The following is a 22510-nucleotide window of genomic DNA, read 5'->3' on the forward strand; positions in this document are numbered from 1 at the left end:
TGTAAAATAGTAAAACAAGATAAAAAAAGGGAACACATCACTAAATGTGCTCCTTTTTATCTGTTATTTATTTACTTGATTCATTACTTCTTCTGCAAAGTTTTCTTCACGTTTTTGGATACCTTCTCCAACTTCAAAACGAACAAATGATTTCACTGTTGCGCCTTTAGAAGCAACGAATTTGCCTACAGTCATATCTGGATCTTTAACGAAAGGTTGGTCTACTAAACAGATTTCAGCTAAATATTTATTCAATCGCCCAACAATCATTTTCTCAACGATGTTAGCAGGTTTGCCTTCATTTAAAGCTTGCTCAGTTAATACTTTGGTCTCGTGATCAATTTCTTCTTGAGATACTTGTTCGCGAGAAACATATTTAGGGTTGATTGCAGCAATATGCATAGCAATATCACGTGCCAATTCTTCATCATTTGATCCTTCTACAACAGTTAGGACAGCGATACGTCCGCCCATATGTGTGTAAGCTCCAAATACGTCTGCGTCTGCTTTTTCAACACGTGAAAAACGACGTAATTCGATTTTTTCACCGATTTTAGTTGTTCCTGCAAGAATCTCGGTTTCAACTGTTCCGTTACCTGCTTTTAGTGTTTTAGCTTCTTCAACAGTAGTAGGATTTCCTATGGCTACTGCTTCGGTAACATCTTTAACTAACTTTTGGAATTGTTCATTTTTTGAAACAAAGTCTGTTTCAGAGTTGATTTCAGTAATTGAACCGATGTTGCCATCAACAAATACTCCTGCTAAACCTTCAGCAGCAATACGGTCAGCTTTTTTAGCTGCTTTAGCCATGCCGGTTTCTCTTAAATAATCAACTGCAGCATCAATATCTCCATCAACAGCGACTAAGGCCTTTTTTGAATCCATCATGCCTACGCCTGTCATATCACGCAACTCTTTTACTAATTTAGCTGTTACTTGTACCATTATACTATTCCTCCTAGTAATTTGTTTTACCTTATAAAAAAGCTGTCTCCACTAAATTTGAAATGATGCCGCTTCATGTAAAGTCGCTTCTCACTTCTCCTTTTGCTCGAGACAGCTGTTTATTATTTAATTATTCAGCGTTATTGCCTTCAACAGCCTCAACGATTTCTTCAATTGATGCAGTTTCAGCAACTACAGGTGATTCAGCTGTAAATGTTTCTTCAACAACTTCGTCTTCTCCTTGATTTCCTTCGATCATAGCATCAGCCATTTTTGAAGTAATCAATTTAACAGCACGAATTGCGTCATCATTTGATGGGATAATTACATCAATCTCATCAGGATCACAGTTTGTATCAACCATTGCTACGATAGGAATGTTTAGTTTATGAGCTTCTTGAATCGCGATACGCTCTTTACGTGGGTCAACAACAAACATAACGTCTGGAATTCTAGGCATGTCTTGGATTCCACCTAAGAACTTTTCTAAACGATCACGTTGTTTTAGTAAAATCCCAACTTCTTTTTTAGGAAGGACTTCAAAAGTTCCGTCTTCTTCCATTTTGTTAATTTCTTTTAGACGTTTGATACGTTTTTGGATTGTATCCCAGTTAGTTAATGTTCCACCTAACCAACGGTGGTTTACGTAGAACTGTCCTGAACGGATTGCTTCTTCTTTGATTGCTTCTTGTGCTTGTTTTTTAGTACCTACAAATAAAGCGATTCCGCCATTTTCAGATACTTCTTTCATGTATGTGTATGCTGCATCAGCTAACTTAACTGTTTTTTGCAAGTCGATAATGTAGATACCGTTTCTTTCTGTAAAGATAAAGCGTTTCATTTTTGGGTTCCAACGACGTGTCTGGTGACCAAAGTGTACGCCTGCTTCAAGTAATTGTTTCATTGAGATTACTGCCATGATTTGTTTCCTCCATTGGTTTTATTTTTTCCTCCCCCAAGTTCAACTGTAAGGAGACTTGATTACTCAAGCACCGTCCTTTACATCCGCCGGGGTGTGAAATTAGTTGGCATCTTAATACCGCTTATTATTATACGATTTTTTATTGAATAAATCAAGAGAAATGAATAAAATAGTTATTTTCTCTTTGATGAGTCAATCATTTTTATGGTTTAAGATACGCTGCTCCAGCTAGTTGTTATTCGATAACTTCTAAAATTCCTGAAGAAACGATTTTTATCGCTGGATTTAACTGTTCTTTCTCGATACGCTGGTTTTTCATAGAATCATTGCAAACAACAAATAAAATAGTTTGTTGTATAAATAATTCTACTGTTACTAAAATTTACGAGTCTAAATACCTTTTTATCACTGGACCATTAACGACGACTTCTATCTCAAACTGAACCCGTTCTTTTTTAAGTTCTTTAAGTTACTTAATAAAAGCGACCATTTTCTTGTTCATCAATATGGATGATAACTTTCCCCATAAAGCACCTATTTAATAGCTCATCTTTTTATTAACTAAGTCTTTAATTTCCAATACTCAGTATTTCGCGAATATCTGCTTCTGTTAATTGAGTTAAAGATTGTTGTTCTTTGCCTTCTGAAGTAATGACTTGGTCAAATAACGCTTTTTTCTCTTGTTGCATAGAATTTATTTTTTCTTCAATTGTTCCTTCTGCAATCAAACGCCATACCTCAACAACTTTCTTTTGACCTAGACGATGAGCACGGCCTGCTGCTTGTTCTTCCACAGCAGGATTCCACCATAAATCATATAAGATAACGGTATCTGCTCCTGTTAAGTTTAGTCCAGTTCCACCAGCTTTTAATGAGATAAGGAATATTTCCTTTTCTCCATCATTGAAACGATTGACCATTTCTAAGCGATCTTTAGGTTTTGTTTGGCCACTCAAGTAGAAAGTATCAATTCCTTCTTCGGCAAGCTCTCTTTCAATGATTGATAACATTGAAGTGAATTGAGAAAAAATTAACACACGTTTTCCACTTTCTTTTGCTGTTTGCAACAATTCTTTTAATTGCTCTAATTTCCCTGATTCTCCCTGGTAATCATCTAAGAATAAACGGGGATCACAACAAATTTGACGTAATCTAGTTAAACCTGACAGTATTTCAATTCTATTTTTTCTAAAATCATCACCTGACATTTTTTGAACACTCTCTTGTATTCTCTGCAAGTATGCTAGATAAACTGTTTTTTGTTCTTTTGTCATTGAACTATAAAGATTGGTTTCAATCTTATCTGGCAATTCCTTCAAAACATCTTTTTTAAGTCTTCGTAGCACAAATGGGCGAATCATCTTAGAGACTTGCTCATAAGGCAATGTTTTAAACTGTTTAACCGATGGGAAAAACCCCGGCATAATGAGTTGGAAAATAGCCCATAACTCTTCTATTTTATTTTCTATTGGAGTCCCACTTAAGGCAAATCTTTTCTTAATGTTTAGCCCTCTTAATGCTTGAGCTGTCTTCGTATGGTAGTTTTTCACCATTTGTGATTCATCAAGTACTAATAAACTAAACTCTTGTTTCTTATAAACATCAGCATCTTGTCTGAAACTTGGATAAGAGGTGATTAAAACTTGGTTGCTTTTTGCGGATTGAATGATCGCCATTCTTTCCTCGGCAGTACCAGCTACAACAAAATTTTCAATTGAAGGAGCAAATTTTATTAGCTCGTGGTTCCAGTTATAAATTAATGAAGCTGGTGCAACAATCAGAAAAGGACTATTTTCTTTTTTCTCTTGGATTTCAGATAAAATATAGGTGATCACCTGAATCGTTTTCCCAAGCCCCATGTCGTCAGCAAGAATACCACCAAAACCATATTTTGAAAGCATCTTAAGCCACTTAAATCCAACTACTTGATAAGGCCTTAAATCGGCATGTAAATTTTTCGGTAAATCAGCTTCGAATTGATCAGGGAAATTTAAATCTTCTATCAGATTTTGAAATTTTCTAGATAATTGTTGCTTATTTTTTTCTTCTAAACCAAATTTTTCGTGTAGTTCCAATCCACGATAACTAGGTAAACTAATTTTGCCATTTTGAAAATTTTTCGATACACGTAATTCAGTAAGAACATCGCTAATTTGTTTGAATTTTTCCGTTTCTAAATCAATTAATGTACCGTTGTCCAATTTATGGAACGATTTCTTTTCAATTAAGCTTCTTAGCACGCTATCAATCTCTTCAGGTGTAATACCTCCAATATCAAAGCGAATATCTAATAGTGAACCATCGTTTTGAACATCGATATTCGTTTCTGGATCAATTTGATCCAAAAACATACTATCCAATAAATCGTCTACATAAACAATCGCATCTAACTCTAAAGTTGGAATTTCTTTAGTAAATAAAGAGTAAAAATCATCGTCTCTCACCATTCTTTTTGCATATGTTTTTTTAGTACGATGGTAATCAAATTCCTTCAATCGATTCAATACATTCATTTCTTGTTGACTATCACGAATAATCTGCACACCAAGATCTGGCAAATGATTTTCTTCACTATTTGTAGATAACACTAACTGTTTGTAGTTAAATTCAACTGTTGCGTGAACGGTATCTTTATCATACTTAAAGTAAATTGTTGTTTTTAATGGCTCTTGGATAAAAGAATTTTTAAGTTCGTCATCAACACTTACTTCGCCTATTTTAGTCAATAAGGGCATTACATAAGCTGTAAAGTCAGGCATGTTTTCAGGTTTTATTTCAATATCATTTCCATCGTAACGTTCTAAAAAGCTACTTAGTGGCTTACTAGCTCTCATTTGCTCTTTAGATGGTTGGAAAATAACATTAGATGAGATAAACCACTGATACTCGTCTAAATAAGAATCTACTAAATTTAAGATATCTAAAGTAATTGATTTGTTCTTTTGGAATAGCTCAAAAGAAATTGGCAATTGATTCTCCACAAATATTACTTTCTTGTATTTATCTTTTCCATTTATAAATTGAAGATTACCGCTCTCTTGTAACATCTGTAGCGTTATTTCTGCTAAAACAGGTGTTAAAATCAAATACCTTTTGTTATTGGTTAAAAGAATAGGTTCTTTTTGATTGCCTACCATTAATTGATTCGAATAAATTTGTTTTTGAAGAAAATTCATAATCTCTTTGTTTTCTTCGCTTAAATGAACCTGCTTAAAATCAATCAGTTGATTCGACTTAAGTTCAAAAACGCTTTGTGCCATATAACTTTCAAAAAATGCCGGTAAGTCTTTAATAATATATAATTTTTCTATTCCAATACGAATACTAAGTGCAAGAACTTCCGTTTTTGCACGAACAAGTGCAGTACTTAAAGGCTTTATTTCAATTTTATATTCTAGTTCTAATACACGCTCTTTTCCTGCAATAGAAAGCGACTCTCTATGCTCATTTAAGAAAATACGTGTAAAAGATTCCGTTAGTTCTTGACCAGGACTGGGTGAATCCGTAGCAACTTCTTTTGCATTTTCTTTTGTCATTATACGACTGATTCCTCTGTCTCGTAGTTCTAACTCAACAGCAACAGTATGTTTGCAGTAACCATGTTCTTTCCAGTACGCACATTCACAAAAATCTTCTTCTTTAGTTGTACCGTCTAGCTCAATTCTGTATCTTTCTTCTCCTATAACTTCGGCATTCCAAACTTTTTTTTCAAAGTTTGAATTAATTGAAAGAACTCGTTTATCGGCAACATATTTTCTTCCTTGATCAATAATTCGTTCCGGAATACTCCATTTCATTCAATGTTCCCCTACTTTCATACGTTTTAACTATTTTCATCTCGAATTTTTCTATCTCTTCATTGTACGTCATTCTCAAACAAAAAGAAAACTATTTCATTTTTAAGATAGAGAATCTTGTTTATTCCAAAAGAAGTTTGATAAAAAAATTTTTTTTATCAACATTTTCATCCTTTAGCTTTTAAAAAAGCTTGCTAAAATAGACTATCTCCTACATAATTGTATCATTATTATAGTATTTTTATTATGAAAGGTTGAGATCGATTGTTTTTTAGAACATTACGCAACTTTATTAGTTTTTTATTATTTTTTTTAAATGGCAACGCACATTATCGAAATAGAGAAAAATTACCTACAAAAGGATCGTTTATATTAGTAGCTCCTCATCGAACTTGGATTGACCCGATTTATCTTGCGATAGCTGCTAAGCCAAATGAATTTGCATTTATGGCAAAAAAAGAATTATTTAAGAATCCTATTTTATCTTGGGTCATTCGACACGCTAACGCTTTTCCAGTTGATCGTAAAAATCCAGGACCAAGCGCAATAAAAACGCCTGTTAAAATTTTAAAAGAAGGTCAGATGAATTTAGTTATCTTCCCAACTGGAACAAGACATTCTTCAGAATTAAAAGGCGGAGCAGCAACTATTGCAAAATTAAGTGGTGTCCCAATTATACCAGCTGTTTATCAGGGGCCGTTAACATTTAAAGATCTTTTGAAACGAAAAAGGGTAACTGTATGTTTTGGAGATCCAATCATAGTTGATAAAAGTATAAGATTAACAAAAGAAAGATTAAAAGAGATTGAATTAGAAATTCAACAAGCTTTTGACCAGCTAGATTATGAAATTGACCCTTCTTATAATCATAAAATAACGCCTTAGTACAAAAAACTGTTCTTCTTATTAAAATAAGAAGAACAGTTTTTTAATTTGCTACACCACTATTTTGAAGTTGATACATTTTATAATAAGACCCTTTTTGGCTAACTAGGTCGTCATGATTGCCTCGCTCGATAATTTCGCCATGATCTATTACAAGAATCATATTCGCATCACGAATGGTTGAAAGACGATGAGCAATAGCTAGGGTTGTTCGGCCTTTTCTCATTTTTTCAAGTCCTTCTTGTATTAGTGCTTCCGTTTGAGTATCAATATTTGCCGTCGCTTCATCAAGAATTAAGATTTTTGGATCCGTAACAATTGTACTTACAAATGAAATTAATTGCTTTTATCCACTAGAGTAACTTGCTCCTCTTTCAATAACTCGTGAATCGTATTGATCTGGTAGTTCTTCAATAAAAGAATCCGCTTGAACAAATTGTGCTGCATCTTCTATTTCTCGATCAGTAATCGACCTATTTTTCAAACGGATATTGTCTTTAATTGTTCCATAAAACAAGAAAGAGCCTTGTAAGACTAAGCCCATCTTGCTTCTTAGTTCTCCTATTGGGTACTTTTTAATAGAAATGTCATCAATTAAAATCTCCCCTTCAAAAAATTCGTAAAAACGCATCATGACATTAATAATGGAGCTCTTACCACTACCAGTTTGGCCAACAAGTGCAACCGTTTCTCCAGGGTAAGCTATAAAACTGATATTATTCAAAACGTTGGTTTTTCCATCATAAGAAAAGCTAACCTCTTTAAATTCTATTTTGCCTTCTTTAATGATTGCATGACTAGTTACATCTTGTTGAGGTGTTAACTCTTGATTATCTAAAATGGTTAGAACTCTATTACTAGAAACGACTCCATCTTGAAAAATGCTCAAACTATCCATCATTCTTACCATTGGCTTGAAGAAATTTTGTACATATGAAGTAAAAGCGTAAATAATACTAACCCCTATTGCTCCATTTAACGCGTCATATCCAAAATCTCCTAAAACAACAACTAAAGCTAACGCATCTAATAAATTAATAACGGGGCCAAGCAATAGTGCGTTAGCCTTAACCATGGCGTAACGAGAAGTGAAATAAGACGTATTGGTTTCATCGAATTCTTTTTGCACTCTTTTTTCTCGGCGAAATTGTTGAATGATACTCATTCCCGAGATAGTCTCAGCTAATTTCGTATTTAACAAACTAAGTTTCTCACGCATGCTACGATAAATAGCTGAACTATATTTTTGGTAATACCAAATAACAATCAGTAATACAGGAATAAACAAAGTAATCCACAGCGTTAGTTGTACATCTAATAAAGCCATCGCTATAAATGAGGCTATTACACCGAATATCCCTTGCAGAACAGTTAAAAAAACTTCCCAAAACTCTTTAATGGTTTCAGTATCATTTGTCACTCGTGTAACAATAGAACTAGCTGGAGTTTGATCGTAAAATCTCATTCCTAGAGTTTGCAATTTTTAGAAAACTTTATTCCGTATATTTTCAACTGTTTGTTCAGAAGCTAAATTAAATAAGTAAAGATTTAAATACCAAACAATAATTTTGATAATCGTTACGCCAAAGCGAACAGAGCAATGATTCGAATTGTTGCTGTTTCTGTTGTTAAGTAGTCATCTATAAAGATTTGAATAATTCTAGGTAAGACAACATTTGTCACAGAGAGCAACACACCAAAAAAGATTCCAATAAAAAAATTCTTTTTGAAAGGAGATCCAAAAGAAAAAATACGTTTGATAATTTTTATTTGCTGTTTAAGTGGTATAGACTGTGACCAATTTGATTTTTGTTTCACTAGTCTCTCCCCCCTTAGTGTTTCTTTCAAGTTGCTGCTTATCATGCATCTCTTTGTACCAACCATTAATCGCTAGCAATTCGTTATGAGTCCCTCGTTCAGAAATCTATCCATTATCCATAACAATAATTTCGTCAGCGTGCACAACACTGCTGATACGATGAGCAGCAATAATAGTTGTTTGTTTAAATCTTTTTTTTTCAAATCGGATAAAATGGCTTCTTCTGTTTTAGCATCAACAGCCGAAAGAGCATCGTCTAAAATTAATAATTCCGGGTTAATAATCAGCGCTCTAGCAATAGCCAATCGTTGTTTCTACCCACCAGATAAAGAAACGCCGCGCTCACCGACTAAGGTATTATATCCCTCTTCCATTTGTAGAATATCTTCATGAATGGCGGTCAACTTTGCAACGTGTTCAATCATCGATTGAACATACTCTTGGCTCGCAAAGCGAATGTTTTCTTTGATTGTTGTTGAAAATAGAAACTGATCTTGAGGAACATATCCAATGTGTTGCAACAAGGCATCCAAAGAGTAATCCCTAATATCGTGCTCTCCGTAGGTTATCTGTCCCTTATACCGATCATACTCTCTTAAAAATAACTTAAAGAGAGTTGTTTTACCTGAACCAGTTTTACCCACTATGCCTAAAGTTTGGCCTTGTTCTAATCTAAAATGAACCTTACTTAATACATTAGTAGGAGTTTTAGGGTAGCAAAACCTTTCAATAGTGTAATGAATATTACTAGTGATTGCTGTATCAAGTGCTTGAGGATCTTCAATAATTTATGTTTCTTCTTTTAAAATTTTTTCGATACGATTGTAACTTACGCTGCCTCGTTCTAAGATATTAAATAAACGTCCAATAGCAAACATTGGCCAAACAAGCATCGCAATATAATTAATAAAGGTTACGAAATCGCCAATAGTAATGATGTTTGTTATGACCATATATCCACCTAATATGATTGTTAGGATATAAGAAATACCAATGATTAGTGTCATAACTGGATCAAAAAGAGAATCAATTTTATATACTTTTCTATTTTCACTAACAACTTGTGCTGTTTTGCTTTTAAATTCTTCGCTATTTTCTTCTTCTTGACCAAATGTTTTGATAACCTTCATACCCATAATACTTTCTTGAGTCTTATCATTCATGTGCGAAAAAGCCGCTTGAGCCTTGCGAAAACGTTCATGAAGTTTTGATCCTAATACACAGCTACTCCTAAAAATGGCAAAGGGAGCAAAGCAATTAAAGTTAAACGCCAGTCAACTACTATCATCATAGCAATGATGGTTATACTGCCTGTAATAATTGAATCAACAAATGTTAATGTTCCACCACCCGCAACATTTCGAATAGCAGTTAAATCATTCGTAGCATGGGCCATTAAATCTCCAACTCGATACTTTTGAAAAAAACTTGCATCCATTGATGTGAAGTGATCAAATAATCTTTTTCGTAAAATTCTCTCAAGTTTGGCAGAAGTCCCCCATATATTCATTCGCCATATATATCTAAAGATGTATTTAGTAATAGCTGTAACAAATAAAATAATTAACCATTTTATTAATACAGCTTTAGTCAATGTCCCTTGCCTAATCAAATCAATAACTGTCCCTAATATTTTGGGTGGCAATAATTGTAGGAAAGCAACGAATATTAAAAAACTAATACCTGTAAGGTAAGCTTTTTTTCTTGTTTAAAAAACCAACTTAATTTCTTATAAACATCCATTAATTGATTCACCTGCCTTTTTTTAGCGAATGATAATAAAAAATGCAAACAGAAATATTCTGCTCGCATGATTTAAGTATAAGAGTAGGTTAATTAATATACTGCTTATTTTTTCTTATTCTGTTTTTCTGTTTGAACTTTCATAGAAGCCATCATTTGTCTGATTTTCTTTTCAGACGGTTTTTGACCCATTTGCATCATTAACATGCGTAATGTATCTTCGTTAATAGGTGGATTTTTTTTGAAATAATCCATCATATATTTTTTCGATAAGAAGAATCCGCCAACTAAACCAGCAACTAATGCAACAACTATTAAAAGAATTGCTAAACCTGTATTCATTTATATTCACTCCTTTCAAACTTTCTCACTGACTAATTGTACTAGAGTTTCACTTAAAAATAAATAGGCAAACTGTTTTCAATAGAAAGACTATGCAAATTGACAGAAAAATCAATTTACATAGTCAAAAATTAACGGTTTAATTTTTATAGGTTATTGTATTTCTCAATAACGTTTTCCACTGTAAATCCGTACTCTTTAATAACTTTATCTCCTGGTGCACTTGCGCCATATTTATCAATTGCAATCATAGCACCATCTAATCCTACATAACGCTCCCATCCAAAACTTGAACCCATTTCGATAGAAACACGCTTGCGAACTGCAAGAGGTAAAACAGACTCTTTGTAGGCAGCATCTTGTTTTTCGAATAAATCAAAACTTGGCATAGAGACAACAGAAACATCTTTTCCAGCTGCTTTAAGAGCTTTTTGTGATTCTATTGCTAATGCAACTTCAGATCCAGTTGCAATTAAAATGCCATCTGGAACCTCGCCATCTTGTGGAGAAAGTACATAAGCACCTTTAGCAACATTTTCTTGTGCCAATTCATCTGTTTTAGGTAAAACAGGTAAATTTTGACGTGATAATACCAGCATTGTTGGGTGATCGGTTGAAGTTAGCGCAATCTTCCATGCAGCAACGACTTCGTTACCATCAGCTGGACGTAAAACAGTCAAATTAGACATACCACGTAAACTTGATAGATGTTCTACAGGTTCATGTGTTGGTCCATCTTCTCCGACTGCAACAGAATCATGTGTAAAGACATACGTTACAGGCAAATTAGAAATAGCTGCTAAACGAATAGCTGCTCTCAAATAATCTGTAAAGACAAAGAATGTTCCCACATAAGTTTTTGAACCACCATGTAAAGCTATTCCGTTTGCTGCAGCTGTCATAGCAAATTCACGCACGCCATACCAAATGTTTCTTCCTTCGTATTGGCCAGGTTGGAAGTCTTTTTCAATAGCTACCATTGTATTATTCGAAGAAGATAAATCTGCAGATCCGCCCCAGAAAGCAGGAACAGTCTTAGAAATAGCATTTAATACTTGACTGCTCGTAACTCTTGATGCTAAAGCAGGATCTCCCTCTGAAAAACTTGGCAATTCGCTATCCCAATCTTTTGGAAGTTCGTTATTCATAGCTTGTTCAAATTGTTCTGCTAATTCAGGATACGCCTTACGGTAATCATTAAATAGTGCATTCCACTCTTTTTCTGAATGTGCGCCTTTTTTGATCATGTCTTCTTCAAAACGGTCGCTTACTTCTTCTGGAACAAAGAAATCTTTCCCTTCCCATCCGTAAGCTTTTTTAGCAGCTTCAATGCCTTCTGGGCCTAGTGGAGCGCCATGAACTTTATGAGTTCCTTCATTTGGTGCGCCAAAACCAATAATTGTTTTTACTTCAATAATAGTTGGTTTCGTTGTTTCAGCTTTTGCGGTTTCAATTGCAGCATTAATTTCTTCGATATCATTGCCATCTTTTACTAAGATATGTTGCCAATTATAGGCTTCAAATCGTTGCCCTACATTTTCAGTAAACGCTTTTGATGTTGGTCCATCTAAAGAAATATCGTTTGAATCATACAACATAATTAATTTATCCAGTTTTAAATGACCTGCTAAACTAGCCGCTTCAGATGAAACCCCTTCCATTAAATCGCCGTCTCCGCACAATGCGTATGTGTAATGGTCTACAACTGCAAAATTTTCTTTATTATAAGTTGCTGCTAAATGTGTTTCTGCCATTGCCATACCCACTGCGTTCGCTATTCCTTGGCCTAATGGACCTGTTGTAGCTTCAACACCGTCTGTGAAGTTTACTTCTGGATGTCCTGGAGTTTTACTATTCCATTGACGGAAATTTTTCAAATCCTCAATTGAAACATTGTAACCTGCAAGGTGCAATAAACTATAAAGCATAATAGAACCATGTCCTGCAGAAAGAACGAAACGATCACGATCTACCCATTTTGAATTTTTAGGATTTACTTTCAGATGCTTTGCCCAAAGTGTGTAAGCCATTGGTGCTGCTCCCATTGGTAATCCTGGATGTCCAGAATTAGCTTTTTGGACTCCTTCCATACTAAGTGTTCTAATCGTATTAATAGCTAATTGGTCAGTGTTGTCAAACAATTAAATCATCCTCTCAATTGTGTTAATTTCATTTTACTGTTTTTTAGCGTTCAAATCAACGTCTGAACGCTATTTAATAAAAATAAGTTTTTTAATGGATTCTCTAAATTTAGCGATTGTGCAGACCTTTTTCTTTTTGAATTTGTTTTAATTTATCTGGGGTCACGTCTGCACCATCTTCATCGACAACCTTTAATCCTTCAATATGATTGCGCATGCCCCCTCTAAAGGCTGCTAAATATGCTTCTCTTAGCTTTTTTTGTTCTGACTGCTCGGATAAGCTTAATCCTTCACTTTTAGCTTTTTTTGCTAGAGCGTTGATCCGCTCTATTCGTTCTTTAGATATCATCTTATTCACCTCATAATTCTTATTATTTAAACACTATACCAAAAAACTCTATTTTATGCATCAAAATCGGTTTATCTTAGCGAACATTTGTTTGATTCAGCTATTTATTTGTGTTATTCTAGAAAAGAAATAATAAAAGGAATGAGGTGTATTTAGTTATGCGCAAGACACCAGAATCAAGACAAATTGAAGTTTTGCAATATATTCATGATCAAGTAAAATTAAAAGGCTATCCGCCAACAGTACGTGAAATTGGAACAGCTGTTTCATTGTCTTCTACATCAACTGTACATGGACATTTATCTAGACTTGAAAAGAACGGTTTTATTCAAAGAGATCCTAGTAAGCCACGTGCAATTGAATTAACCTCTACTGGATTAACAAAATTAGGAATTCAACTAGAACAAATCCCTTTATTGGGAACAGTGGCAGCAGGTGAGCCTATCTTAGCTGTTGAAGAAGCTTCTGATTATTTTCCACTTCCCCCTAATCTAAAACAAGAGAGTGATACGTTATTTATGCTAACTATACGAGGAGAAAGTATGATCAATGCTGGTATCTTTGATGGTGACGAAGTCATCATTCGTAAACAATCTAGCGCAAATAATGGAGACATTGTCATCGCCTTAACAAGTGAAGACGAAGCTACTTGTAAAAGATTTTACCGTGAAGATAATTATTACCGCCTTCAGCCGGAAAACGATTCTATGAACGATATTTTACTAGATGAGGTTACTATTCTTGGTAAAGTTGTTAGTCTATATCGTAGTCACATCTTTTAATTTTTTTAAAAGTAAAAAAATAAGCTATTAATTTGATAGAGCTATCTAGCCATCTATTAGCAAACTAAATTTTTTATCTATAGATAAAAAAGACCGACCTTAAGATTAGAATTAAACTCTAATTTTAAGGTCGGTATCACTATAGATAAAAATTTTTTTGCTTTTTCCTGTCCTTAACTAGACTAGTCAAAAATAAATTTACTCATTATCATTAGTATTCCATTAACGCTAAAATATCGTAACCTTCGATTTTATTGCGGCCTTTTAGCTCACTTAACTCAACCAAGAAAGCTGTTCCAACAACTTCTCCACCTAATTGTTCAATTAGTTTAATCGTTGCTGCAATCGTTCCACCTGTAGCTAACAAGTCGTCGCAAACAAGTACCTTTTGACCAGGTTTAATAGCATCTTTATGAATTTGTAAAATGTCATTTCCATACTCTAAACCGTAGCTAACTTCTACCGTTTCACGCGGTAATTTACCTTTTTTTCGAGCAGGAGCAAAACCTATTCCTAACTCGTAAGCTACTGGGCACCCCACAATAAATCCTCGTGCCTCAGGTCCTACAATCATATCTACACCTTTATCTTTTGCATATTTAACAATTTCATTTGTTGCAAATCGGTAAGCCTCACCGTCAGCCATCAAAGGAGATATATCGCGAAAAATAATTCCTTCTTCTGGAAAATCAGGTACATCAGCTATATAATTTTTTAAATCCATTCCATTTTCCTCCGTTTCAATTCTACAGTTCTTTATTTAATTGACTTTTAATCCAGCTTTCAAGCTCTGCAAAGCGACTGTAGATCAGGGCTTCTTCTGCGGCAAATTTCCCCAGTCGTTTTTGATAAACTTTTGTATCTATTAATCCTATTTTTTTTACATTTGGCACACTATTCATAATACCATCTTGTATTGTAACAAAATCTACTTCAAAAAACACGTTGATTATAAAAATTAATGTGTTTTCCTTTAATTTTAAATGACTAGATAAATTTTTAATTTTATGTCTAACATCAATATTCTTATGCGTTGCAATATATTTAAAGACTTGTGAAAATTGCATTCGGCTTGGCATACCCTCTAAATAGATGCTTTCTCGATTAAAGAAGCTCACGTAAATACTAGATGGCTTGCTATTATTTAGTAGCTCACTTAATAAATCTAAATGATTTGGACAATCAACTAAAACTAATTTACTTGATTTCATGGTCATCTGCTCAATATCTTTTGGGTTTGTTATCAAATAAGAATAAGCGTTTTTGGGCACATTTCCTTGGTATTCTTTGTAATTTTTCTCGTTAAAAAAGATATAGTCAGCCATTGGTAATTGCCAGATGCTTGTTGCTATTCTAGTGCTTCTTAGATCAAATAGTTGTGTGCCTTTGACTACCAAGTCCCCTAGCATCAACTGAGGCTTACGTAAACTATTCCACTCATTAATATTAAGTTTACCGATAACAGACACTTGGGCTTGTGCTCCTATATTTTCTGCCATCGTTCCCAAATGAAATCCTATTGCATCTAAGACTGAATCACCTTCGAGTAACTTCAACTTCAAATGAGTTTTTTCACTTCCAATTCTTTTAATTTCTTGAACTTGAACTTGTTCGAAAAGAAATGTTGGTTTTGGATTATCTGTACCAAATGGGGCCAGTTTTTGTAACTCTTCAATCGCCTTTACAGTCACCTCTTCAATATGCAACTTTTCATCAATAACAAAAGCTTCTTCTAGTTTGTTATTTCCTGCTTTTTGTTGTAAAAATGCATTTAACTCTGTTCTCATTGCCGTTATATTTTCAATTGGGAGAGTTAATCCAGCAGCCATTTGATGTCCACCAAATTTTGTTATCAAGTGCTCTGTATCTTCTAAAGCATGGTATAAGTGATAGGCCAAAGTACTTCTACCAGAACCTTTTGCGTATCCCTTTTCTTGATCGATAGTAAGAATAATAGCTGGTTTTCCAGTTTTAGCTACTATTTTACTCGCTACGATTCCTAATACGCCTTCATGCCATCCTTGTTTTGCTAAAACATAAATACCTTGATTAGAATCTTCTAGGTCAATCATTTCTAAAGCTTCAGTTGTTATTTCAGTTACAATTGCCTGTCTTTCGCTATTTTTTTTATTAACCATTTCCGCTAACTTTGAGGCCTCTTCGTCATCAAAAGTTGTTAATAATTCAACAGCTGGAGCTGCATCCCCTAATCGTCCGACAGCATTCAGTCTTGGTGCCAACGTAAAGCCTATTGTTTCTTCGTCTGCCTCATTTTGCTTAATACTAGCAACTTTACATAAAGCCATCAAACCGATTCTTTGAGATTCTCTTAAGATTACCAGACCCTGCTTTACTAGCGCACGATTCTCACCAGTTAAACTAACTAAATCGGCAACAGTTCCAATCGCTACTAAATCAAGCATTTCTAAAGGTATTTCACCTAACAGAGCAGTGGCTAATTTGAAGGCTATACCTACACCTGCTAAGTCTTTAAAAGGATAATGTCCTTCTGGGTGTTTAGGGTGAATGATAGCATAAGCATCAGGCAAAGTACTTTGTAGTTCATGATGATCGGTTACAATCACATCAATTCCTAGTTCATTGGCTCTAGAAATTGCTTCATGTCCCGCTACACCATTATCACAGGTTAGAATTAAACCTGTTCCTTCTGAAATTAATTTTTCAAAAACGGTTGTATTAGGTCCGTAACCATCAGTAAAACGATTAGGAATATAGTAGTTAACATCTCCCCCAATCATCTCAATTGCTTCTTTCAAAACAGCTGTACTCGTAATTCCATCCGCGTCATAATCACCGTAAACAGTAATTAACTCACTTTTTTCAATTGCTTCCATCACACGAGAAACAGCCTTATCCATATCCTTCAAAAGATAGGGATCATGGATCCATGTATCATCTGGATTCATAAAATTTTGGACTTTTTCTACAGAGTTTAATCCTCTTTGTAAACAAAGTGATACAAAGAGTGGTGTGTAACTAGTTTCAAGTTCTTTTTTTTCTTCTTTATCTATACTATCGAATGGTATCTTTTTTACTTTCCACTTATCTTCTGTCGTTAACAAATTGTTTCACTCCCAACTTCAATAGTATACCAAAAATCACTAAAAAAAGAATGGACAACGAAAAAACTTTCCTATGAGAGTCAGGAAAGTTTTTTCATTATTTACCTTTAAGAGTCTGTAATAATAATTCCAATTCCAATTAGACCAGGACCGGTATGAACACCTAAAGCCGGACTAACCTCGCCTTCAAAAATAGCTTCAGCTAACGGTAATTTTTCTTTAAGGACTGAACGAATCTCTTCTACTTGTGCTAGTGCTGTTTTTCCACCATACGCAATTGCTAAGTTATAGTTTTTAGCATTTCCAGCAAAATCGACAGCTAAATCAATTGCTTTTTGAACACTTTTTTTATTACCTCTTATTTTTGCAACCGTATCGTAAACGCCATCTTCATTACAAGTGATGATAGGTTTTAAATTAAGCATATTTCCTAAAATAGAAGCTACTAGACCAATACGTCCACCTTTTTGTAAATACTCAAGAGTTGGAACGTGGAAAAATATTTTTGATCTCGATACATCTTCTTCTAATTTTGTTTTAATCGTATTCCAGTCTAAGCCAGCCTCTACATATTTATAAGCCTGAACAGCAATTAGACCACTACCTATACCAATATTTTTTGAGTCTATTGTCAAAATATCCATATCAGAAAAGTTTTCAGATATGACTCTGACCATATTATTTGTTCCACTCAATCCACTCGAGATAGTAACACAGATTACTTTTTTAAATCCCTCATCTTGCATCTTTTTAAAAATTTCTGAAATTACTTCTCCACTAGGAAGCGATGTCGTAGGAATTTCATCTTGTAGGCGATCATAAACATCTTGAGCAGTAATGTTTACATTATCGATAAATTCTTCATCTTTATAAATAATTTTAAGTGGAATTACATTCATATTCCCTTGTTCAACATATTCTTTAGGGACGTTAGATCCTGAGTCAACTAGGTATGCAACTTTTTCTTTATTCATTTTTATTTCCCCCACTATTCTATTTTTTTTTGTTTTTTTCTACTTGAGATTTATCCGTTTTATTTTTTTTGACTAAGGCTAAAACTTTTTGAGTTGTAATTTTTGATGCTACTGCTATACACGAAGTACGAACAACTAAAATTTCTATTTCAGTATTATTAGGTAATAAAGGCAGAGGTTGGTTTTTATCGATTTCTATATGTGAAGCAATGGCACTCAAAGCATCTTCTTGTTCGGTACAAAACAAATCATAAGCCTCTCTAATACCACTTACTGAAGCCTGATAAAGAATGCCTTCTTTTACTTCAGATATGGTTAAAACTTGCTTTAATACAGATATAGCAATAAGGTAAGCTAGGTGTTTCTTATTGTACCTTTTTTTTACTGGAGCGGGTATTAAATCTAGCTTGACATAATTATTTACCATAGAAGCTGTGATAATTTTACTTTGCTTATCTTCTTTAAGTACGTAAAGATAGTTGTCTATTAAGTTTAATACTTGATCCATATACAAATCAAAATCTGGTAGCTCTTCCCAACGTGGAAAATGAAATTCTGCTATTTCTTTTGTCCAATCAAAGAGTTCTCTTTCTAAATCATTCAATTCCTCACCTATTTTCTTTAACTAAATTTCAACTAATATTAAAAATATCTTACCATATATATCGTAACTAGACAAACTAGTTTTAACAACTAGGTAAGTAAAAACTCTAATCTCATAGTTAATTTTTCTGTCTAAATTCTTCCTACATAAATCATAAAACTATTTAATCTCAAAAACAAGCTAGGTTTCTTCCTAAAAAAGAGGCTACGCGAATCACTATTCACGGCGCCTCAAAATATATAATTGACTATTTCACCCTAAAAAGTAAGTTAAACTTATCTTTCATTTAAGATAGAATCCATATTCTTACTCTGGGTCATTCGATCTATTAATTCTTTTTCTAAACTGTTAATCTTATTTGTCTTATTTGTTAGTTCTTCATCTTTTTGGCTAAGTTCTTGTTCATATTCAACTCTTTGTTGTTCTAGTTCTGTTTGTTTTATTTCATTTGCTTTTGATAATTCAGTTTCATAGTTTTTTATCTGTTTTTTTGTCTTAAAAGCTGTACTTGTGGCAATCAAAACCGTAACAAGCGCTCCAATAAAAAGGGAACCTAAAATAATCATAATTAATGGCCACGAAACCAATGTAAATCCAAAATTAACCGGTACAACATCTACATTCATCACTGCAAATAATGAAATTAACAAAATAAGAATAATCGCTAGAATAGTAGCCCACTGCTTCTTCATCATTTAACCCTCTTTCTTTTTAAGAAATTTAAAAAACTGATCGTTATTATTTTAGCATAATAACGTATTGGTCCCTAATAATACACTTTTACTTATTATCAAATAGCTTCAAGGCAAGATAGTCACTAGTTTTTGGAAATAGCATATAAAATTTACTTGCAATCTCAAGTGCATAAGGCAAATTTAATTCTCTTTTTTGTGTTCCGACAAGTCCTATAATTCGGTCAGCAACTGATTCTGTCTTTAAGACCAATTTACCGACTTTTTCTAAATAATTCCCACTCTTATCAGCAATATCAAAAAAGTTGGTATCAATTGGTCCAGGATTTACTGTGGTTACAATTATATTTAATGGTTTTAATTCTAAACGCAAGGCATTGGAGTAACCTATTACAGCAAATTTTGTTGCAGAGTAAATACTTGATTTAGGTGTGGCCATTTTGCCCGCTTGTGAAGCAATATTAATAATATGGCCATTTTCTTTCTCAGCCATCTGGATAGCAACTAATTGTGTCACATACATTAAGCCTAAAACATTTACTCTAAACATATTTTCTGCAACTGACATATCGACTGTTAGGGCTTCTTCGAAATAACCAAAACCTGCATTATTGATTAAAACATCGATATTTCCGACTTCTTGATAAACTTGTTCGATTACCTTTTGAATTTCATCTGGATTTGAAACATCTAAACGGTAAGCATAGGCCGGCTTGTTTGATAGCATGGAACATTTTTTTCTAACCATTTCTAAAAGATCTAATCTACGAGCTGTTACAACAACTGTCGCTCCTTTTCTTGCAGCTTGGTAAGCAACTTCTTCTCCTAAACCAGCAGAACCTCCAGTAATAAAGACTATTTTATCTGTTAGTTGATTGGTATTTTTTGTCATTTTTTATTGCCCCTTTTTATAAATTATTTAATTAATGGTATATCGAATTCTTCAAAATCTCTTGCAATTGAAGTTCGTTTAAAATACTGTTGGGCTTCTTTTTCAAGCGCTACGACATCTTTACCTAGATAACGTGCACTAATATGAGTTAAAAAAAGTGTTTTAACGTTAGCAGCTTTGGCAACAAGAGCTGCATCAATGGTAGTCGAATGATTGTAATCTCGTGCCATTTTTTGATCACAACCTTCAAATGTGCTTTCGTGGATAAGAACATCAGCATCTTTTGCTAGAAGTACACTATTATGTGTTTTTTTTGTATCTCCTAGTATCGTAACGATTCGGCCTTTTTGTGTTTCACCAATAAAATCAAGACCATTAAAGTTACGCCCATCTGGTAATGTAATCGTTTCGCCGTTTTTTAATTTTCCATATAATGGACCGAATGGTATACTTAATTCTCTAAGTTTTTCTACTTGTAAGCTACCTTGATGATCCGACTCTTCAATGCGGTAACCAAAAGACTCTATCCCATGCTCTAGAGGCAAGCAACTGACTTTAAATTGGGGATCTTCGAAAATCAGACCACCTTCTTCAATTTCATGGAATTTTAGTTGAAACTTTAAATGTGTTCCTGACACTCTGAGGCTAGTCAAAATAAAACTTTTAATCCCTTTAGGTCCATAGATTGTCATAGGACCTTCACCACCTTGAAATGAACGGCTACTGATCAAACCTGGCAATCCAAATATATGGTCCCCATGTAAATGAGTAATAAATATTTTATCAATCTTTCTTGGTTTTAAAGTTGTATACAAAATTTGCTGTTGTGTCGCTTCGCCACAATCAAATAGCCAGACACTATTTCGTTCTGCTAATAGTTTTAAAGCAATACTAGTAACGTTGCGACTTTTAGCCGGAACACCCGCACCGGTTCCTAAAAATAATATTTCCATTTCTACACAATCCTAACCATTTAGTATTTATAAGACTTTTACTTACGTATCTTCTCTATTCTATTTTAACAAACTTATTATTATTTAGCGATATTTAAAAGAGCTAAAAAAAAAGTAATCCAATTAACGAGCAATTGGATTACTTTTTTAGATTTTCCTTTATTCAACAAATTCAAATTCATATTTCATAATACGAACGATATTGCCATCAACAGCTCCGCGTTCACGTAAGTCTTCATCAATTCCCATCGCTCTCAATTGACGAGCAAAACGACGGACTGATTCTTCGTGTTCGAAGTTAGTCATCTTGAATAATTTTTCTAATTTATCTCCTGAAAGTACCCATGAAGCATCTGCATCCCGGTTAATTTCATAACCTTTTTCTTCAGGCGTATGTTTATATAGCACTGTTTCTTCTTCTTGATCTAAGACTTCTAGCAAGAATTCAGAAGTTACATCTAATATATCTACAGTCGCATTAAGTAGGTTAGAAATACCTTTATGCGTAATAGCAGAAATTGGGAATACGGGAATATCATCTTCGTATTCGTCTTCTTTTAATAGTCGTAATTGTTCTTTAAACTCTGCTAATTTTTCTTCTGCACCTGGTACATCCATTTTATTGGCTACAATAATTTGAGGGCGTTCCATTAGCCGTAAATCATAACTTTCTAATTCATTATTAATCGTCACGTAATCATCATAAGGCTCTCTACCTTCGCTACCACTCATATCAATAACATGTAAAATAACACGAGTACGTTCGATATGACGTAAAAATTGAATACCTAATCCAATCCCTTGTGAAGCTCCTTCAATTAATCCAGGTAAGTCAGCCATAACAAAACTTTTCCCGTTTTCCATTTTAATCATTCCTAAATTAGGAACCAAAGTTGTAAAATGGTAGGCACCAATTTTCGGACGTGCCGAAGAAACTATTGATAGTAAAGTCGATTTCCCAACTGAAGGAAATCCTACTAAACCTACGTCTGCAAGAACTTTTAATTCAAGTTCTAAATTACGTTCTTCGCCAGGTTCGCCATTTTCTGCAACTTCTGGTGCAGGGTTTCTTGGTGTAGCAAAACGTTTGTTTCCTCTACCACCACGGCCACCTTTTGCAACAACCAATTGTTGTCCTTCATGAATTAAATCACCCATGACGATACCCGTATCAATATCACGCACAATGGTTCCTGGTGGGACTTTAATTAAACTATCCCCAGCACCTCTACCGTGCATGCTTTTACTCATTCCGTTTTCTCCATCTTCAGCTTTATAATGGCGATTAAAACGAAAATCCATTAATGTGCGTAATCCTTCGTCAACGATAAAAATCAAACTACCGCCGTGTCCACCATCACCACCTGCAGGACCACCATCAGGAACATATTTTTCGCGTCTGAACGCTACCATTCCGTTACCGCCATTTCCGGCTTTCACACTAATTGTTACTTGATCTAAAAACATTGACATTTTTAATTTCCTCCTCATTTTTTTTGAGTTTATGAGAGATTTCTTTGATTTTATCTTTTGGGTTACTCTTTAGATGTACCGATAATCCTTGTTGTTACATTTGTTCCAAGATGT

16 protein-coding genes and 2 pseudogenes are annotated in these 22510 nt (G+C 34.1%); 2 read left to right on the forward strand and 16 right to left on the reverse strand.

All coding sequences use genetic code 11. The features are described 5' to 3' along the window. Positions 1–63: 63 nt before the first annotated feature. The 3 genes from tsf to B9Y54_RS09520 form a co-directional block, all read right to left on the reverse strand. Complete coding sequence (gene tsf / locus B9Y54_RS09510) at positions 64–945, reverse strand: translation elongation factor Ts (RefSeq protein ID WP_085560032.1); 882 nt, start codon at positions 943–945, stop codon at positions 64–66. A gap of 130 nt (positions 946–1075) precedes the next feature. Further along, a complete protein-coding gene (gene rpsB / locus B9Y54_RS09515; RefSeq protein ID WP_085560033.1) occupies positions 1076–1864 on the reverse strand; it encodes a 30S ribosomal protein S2 in 789 nt (262 codons plus the stop codon). Positions 1865–2436: 572 nt separating this feature from the next. After that, on the reverse strand, positions 2437–5664 hold the full coding sequence (locus tag B9Y54_RS09520) for a DEAD/DEAH box helicase (RefSeq protein WP_085560034.1): 3228 nt from the start codon (positions 5662–5664) through the stop codon (positions 2437–2439). A 264-nt stretch (positions 5665–5928) separates the two neighbouring features. Between B9Y54_RS09520 and B9Y54_RS09525 the strand changes: the two genes are divergently transcribed. Further along, positions 5929–6549, forward strand: a complete 621-nt coding sequence (locus B9Y54_RS09525) for a lysophospholipid acyltransferase family protein (protein ID WP_085560035.1) — start codon at positions 5929–5931, stop codon at positions 6547–6549. A gap of 43 nt (positions 6550–6592) precedes the next feature. Here B9Y54_RS09525 and B9Y54_RS09530 read toward each other — a convergent pair. The 5 genes and pseudogenes from B9Y54_RS09530 to B9Y54_RS09550 all read right to left on the reverse strand — a co-directional run bounded on the left by B9Y54_RS09530 (position 6593) and on the right by B9Y54_RS09550 (position 12943). Further along, positions 6593–8412, reverse strand: a pseudogene (locus tag B9Y54_RS09530) (ABC transporter ATP-binding protein). Then, positions 8327–10111: pseudogene (locus B9Y54_RS09535) on the reverse strand (ABC transporter ATP-binding protein). Before B9Y54_RS09535 ends, B9Y54_RS09530 begins: the two co-directional pseudogenes overlap by 86 nt. Positions 10112–10216: 105 nt before the next feature. Further along, on the reverse strand, positions 10217–10453 hold the full coding sequence (locus B9Y54_RS09540) for a YneF family protein (protein ID WP_085560036.1): 237 nt from the start codon (positions 10451–10453) through the stop codon (positions 10217–10219). Between the two features lie 146 nt (positions 10454–10599). Then, positions 10600–12594 carry a transketolase gene (tkt, locus tag B9Y54_RS09545; RefSeq protein WP_085560037.1) on the reverse strand — a complete coding sequence of 665 codons (1995 nt, stop codon included), beginning with the start codon at positions 12592–12594 and terminating at the stop codon, positions 10600–10602. 109 nt (positions 12595–12703) lie between these two features. Continuing rightward, positions 12704–12943, reverse strand: coding sequence for a DUF896 family protein (locus B9Y54_RS09550; protein WP_085560038.1), 240 nt, complete (start codon positions 12941–12943; stop codon positions 12704–12706). Positions 12944–13101: 158 nt separating this feature from the next. On the opposite strand from B9Y54_RS09550, the gene lexA reads away from it, so the two are divergent. Further along, positions 13102–13725, forward strand: coding sequence for a transcriptional repressor LexA (gene lexA, locus B9Y54_RS09555; RefSeq protein ID WP_085560039.1), 624 nt, complete (start codon positions 13102–13104; stop codon positions 13723–13725). A gap of 211 nt (positions 13726–13936) precedes the next feature. On the opposite strand, the gene B9Y54_RS09560 is transcribed toward lexA, so the two are convergent. The 8 genes from B9Y54_RS09560 to obgE form a co-directional block, all read right to left on the reverse strand. After that, the gene (locus B9Y54_RS09560; protein ID WP_085560040.1) at positions 13937–14449 is read right to left on the reverse strand and encodes an adenine phosphoribosyltransferase; all 513 of its coding nucleotides are present in this window, start codon (positions 14447–14449) and stop codon (positions 13937–13939) included. A 22-nt stretch (positions 14450–14471) separates the two neighbouring features. Continuing rightward, positions 14472–16808: a single-stranded-DNA-specific exonuclease RecJ gene (recJ, locus tag B9Y54_RS09565; protein WP_159446079.1), complete on the reverse strand. Its 2337-nt coding sequence runs from the start codon at positions 16806–16808 to the stop codon at positions 14472–14474. A 107-nt stretch (positions 16809–16915) separates the two neighbouring features. Then, positions 16916–17782: a DegV family protein gene (locus tag B9Y54_RS09570; RefSeq protein WP_085560041.1), complete on the reverse strand. Its 867-nt coding sequence runs from the start codon at positions 17780–17782 to the stop codon at positions 16916–16918. Between the two features lie 19 nt (positions 17783–17801). Continuing rightward, on the reverse strand, positions 17802–18386 hold the full coding sequence (locus B9Y54_RS09575; RefSeq protein ID WP_085560042.1) for a DUF1836 domain-containing protein: 585 nt from the start codon (positions 18384–18386) through the stop codon (positions 17802–17804). A 275-nt stretch (positions 18387–18661) separates the two neighbouring features. Next, positions 18662–19078 carry a LapA family protein gene (locus B9Y54_RS09580; RefSeq protein ID WP_085560043.1) on the reverse strand — a complete coding sequence of 139 codons (417 nt, stop codon included), beginning with the start codon at positions 19076–19078 and terminating at the stop codon, positions 18662–18664. Positions 19079–19166: 88 nt separating this feature from the next. Further along, the gene (locus tag B9Y54_RS09585) at positions 19167–19970 is read right to left on the reverse strand and encodes an SDR family NAD(P)-dependent oxidoreductase (protein WP_085560044.1); all 804 of its coding nucleotides are present in this window, start codon (positions 19968–19970) and stop codon (positions 19167–19169) included. 23 nt (positions 19971–19993) lie between these two features. Continuing rightward, entirely contained in the window at positions 19994–20923 is a 930-nt protein-coding gene (rnz, locus tag B9Y54_RS09590) for a ribonuclease Z (RefSeq protein ID WP_085560045.1), read from the reverse strand. 159 nt (positions 20924–21082) lie between these two features. After that, positions 21083–22396 carry a GTPase ObgE gene (obgE, locus tag B9Y54_RS09595; RefSeq protein WP_338061326.1) on the reverse strand — a complete coding sequence of 438 codons (1314 nt, stop codon included), beginning with the start codon at positions 22394–22396 and terminating at the stop codon, positions 21083–21085. Positions 22397–22510: the final 114 nt, after the last annotated feature.

It is taken from the genome of Carnobacterium iners (genome assembly GCF_900177385.1).
Taxonomy (GTDB): domain Bacteria; phylum Bacillota; class Bacilli; order Lactobacillales; family Carnobacteriaceae; genus Carnobacterium_A; species Carnobacterium_A iners.

Bases quoted from the DNA above. Each gene is read 5' to 3' on its own strand.
- tsf (WP_085560032.1), bottom strand. From the start codon at position 945: ATGGTACAAGTAACAGCTAAATTAGTAAAAGAGTTGCGTGATATGACA.
- rpsB (WP_085560033.1), bottom strand. From the start codon at position 1,864: ATGGCAGTAATCTCAATGAAACAATTACTTGAAGCAGGCGTACACTTT.
- B9Y54_RS09520 (WP_085560034.1), bottom strand. From the start codon at position 5,664: ATGAAATGGAGTATTCCGGAACGAATTATTGATCAAGGAAGAAAATAT.
- B9Y54_RS09540 (WP_085560036.1), bottom strand. From the start codon at position 10,453: ATGAATACAGGTTTAGCAATTCTTTTAATAGTTGTTGCATTAGTTGCT.
- B9Y54_RS09550 (WP_085560038.1), bottom strand. From the start codon at position 12,943: ATGATATCTAAAGAACGAATAGAGCGGATCAACGCTCTAGCAAAAAAA.
- lexA (WP_085560039.1), top strand. From the start codon at position 13,102: ATGCGCAAGACACCAGAATCAAGACAAATTGAAGTTTTGCAATATATT.
- B9Y54_RS09560 (WP_085560040.1), bottom strand. From the start codon at position 14,449: ATGGATTTAAAAAATTATATAGCTGATGTACCTGATTTTCCAGAAGAA.
- B9Y54_RS09570 (WP_085560041.1), bottom strand. From the start codon at position 17,782: ATGAATAAAGAAAAAGTTGCATACCTAGTTGACTCAGGATCTAACGTC.
- B9Y54_RS09580 (WP_085560043.1), bottom strand. From the start codon at position 19,078: ATGAAGAAGCAGTGGGCTACTATTCTAGCGATTATTCTTATTTTGTTA.
- B9Y54_RS09585 (WP_085560044.1), bottom strand. From the start codon at position 19,970: ATGACAAAAAATACCAATCAACTAACAGATAAAATAGTCTTTATTACT.
- rnz (WP_085560045.1), bottom strand. From the start codon at position 20,923: ATGGAAATATTATTTTTAGGAACCGGTGCGGGTGTTCCGGCTAAAAGT.
- obgE (WP_338061326.1), bottom strand. From the start codon at position 22,396: ATGTCAATGTTTTTAGATCAAGTAACAATTAGTGTGAAAGCCGGAAAT.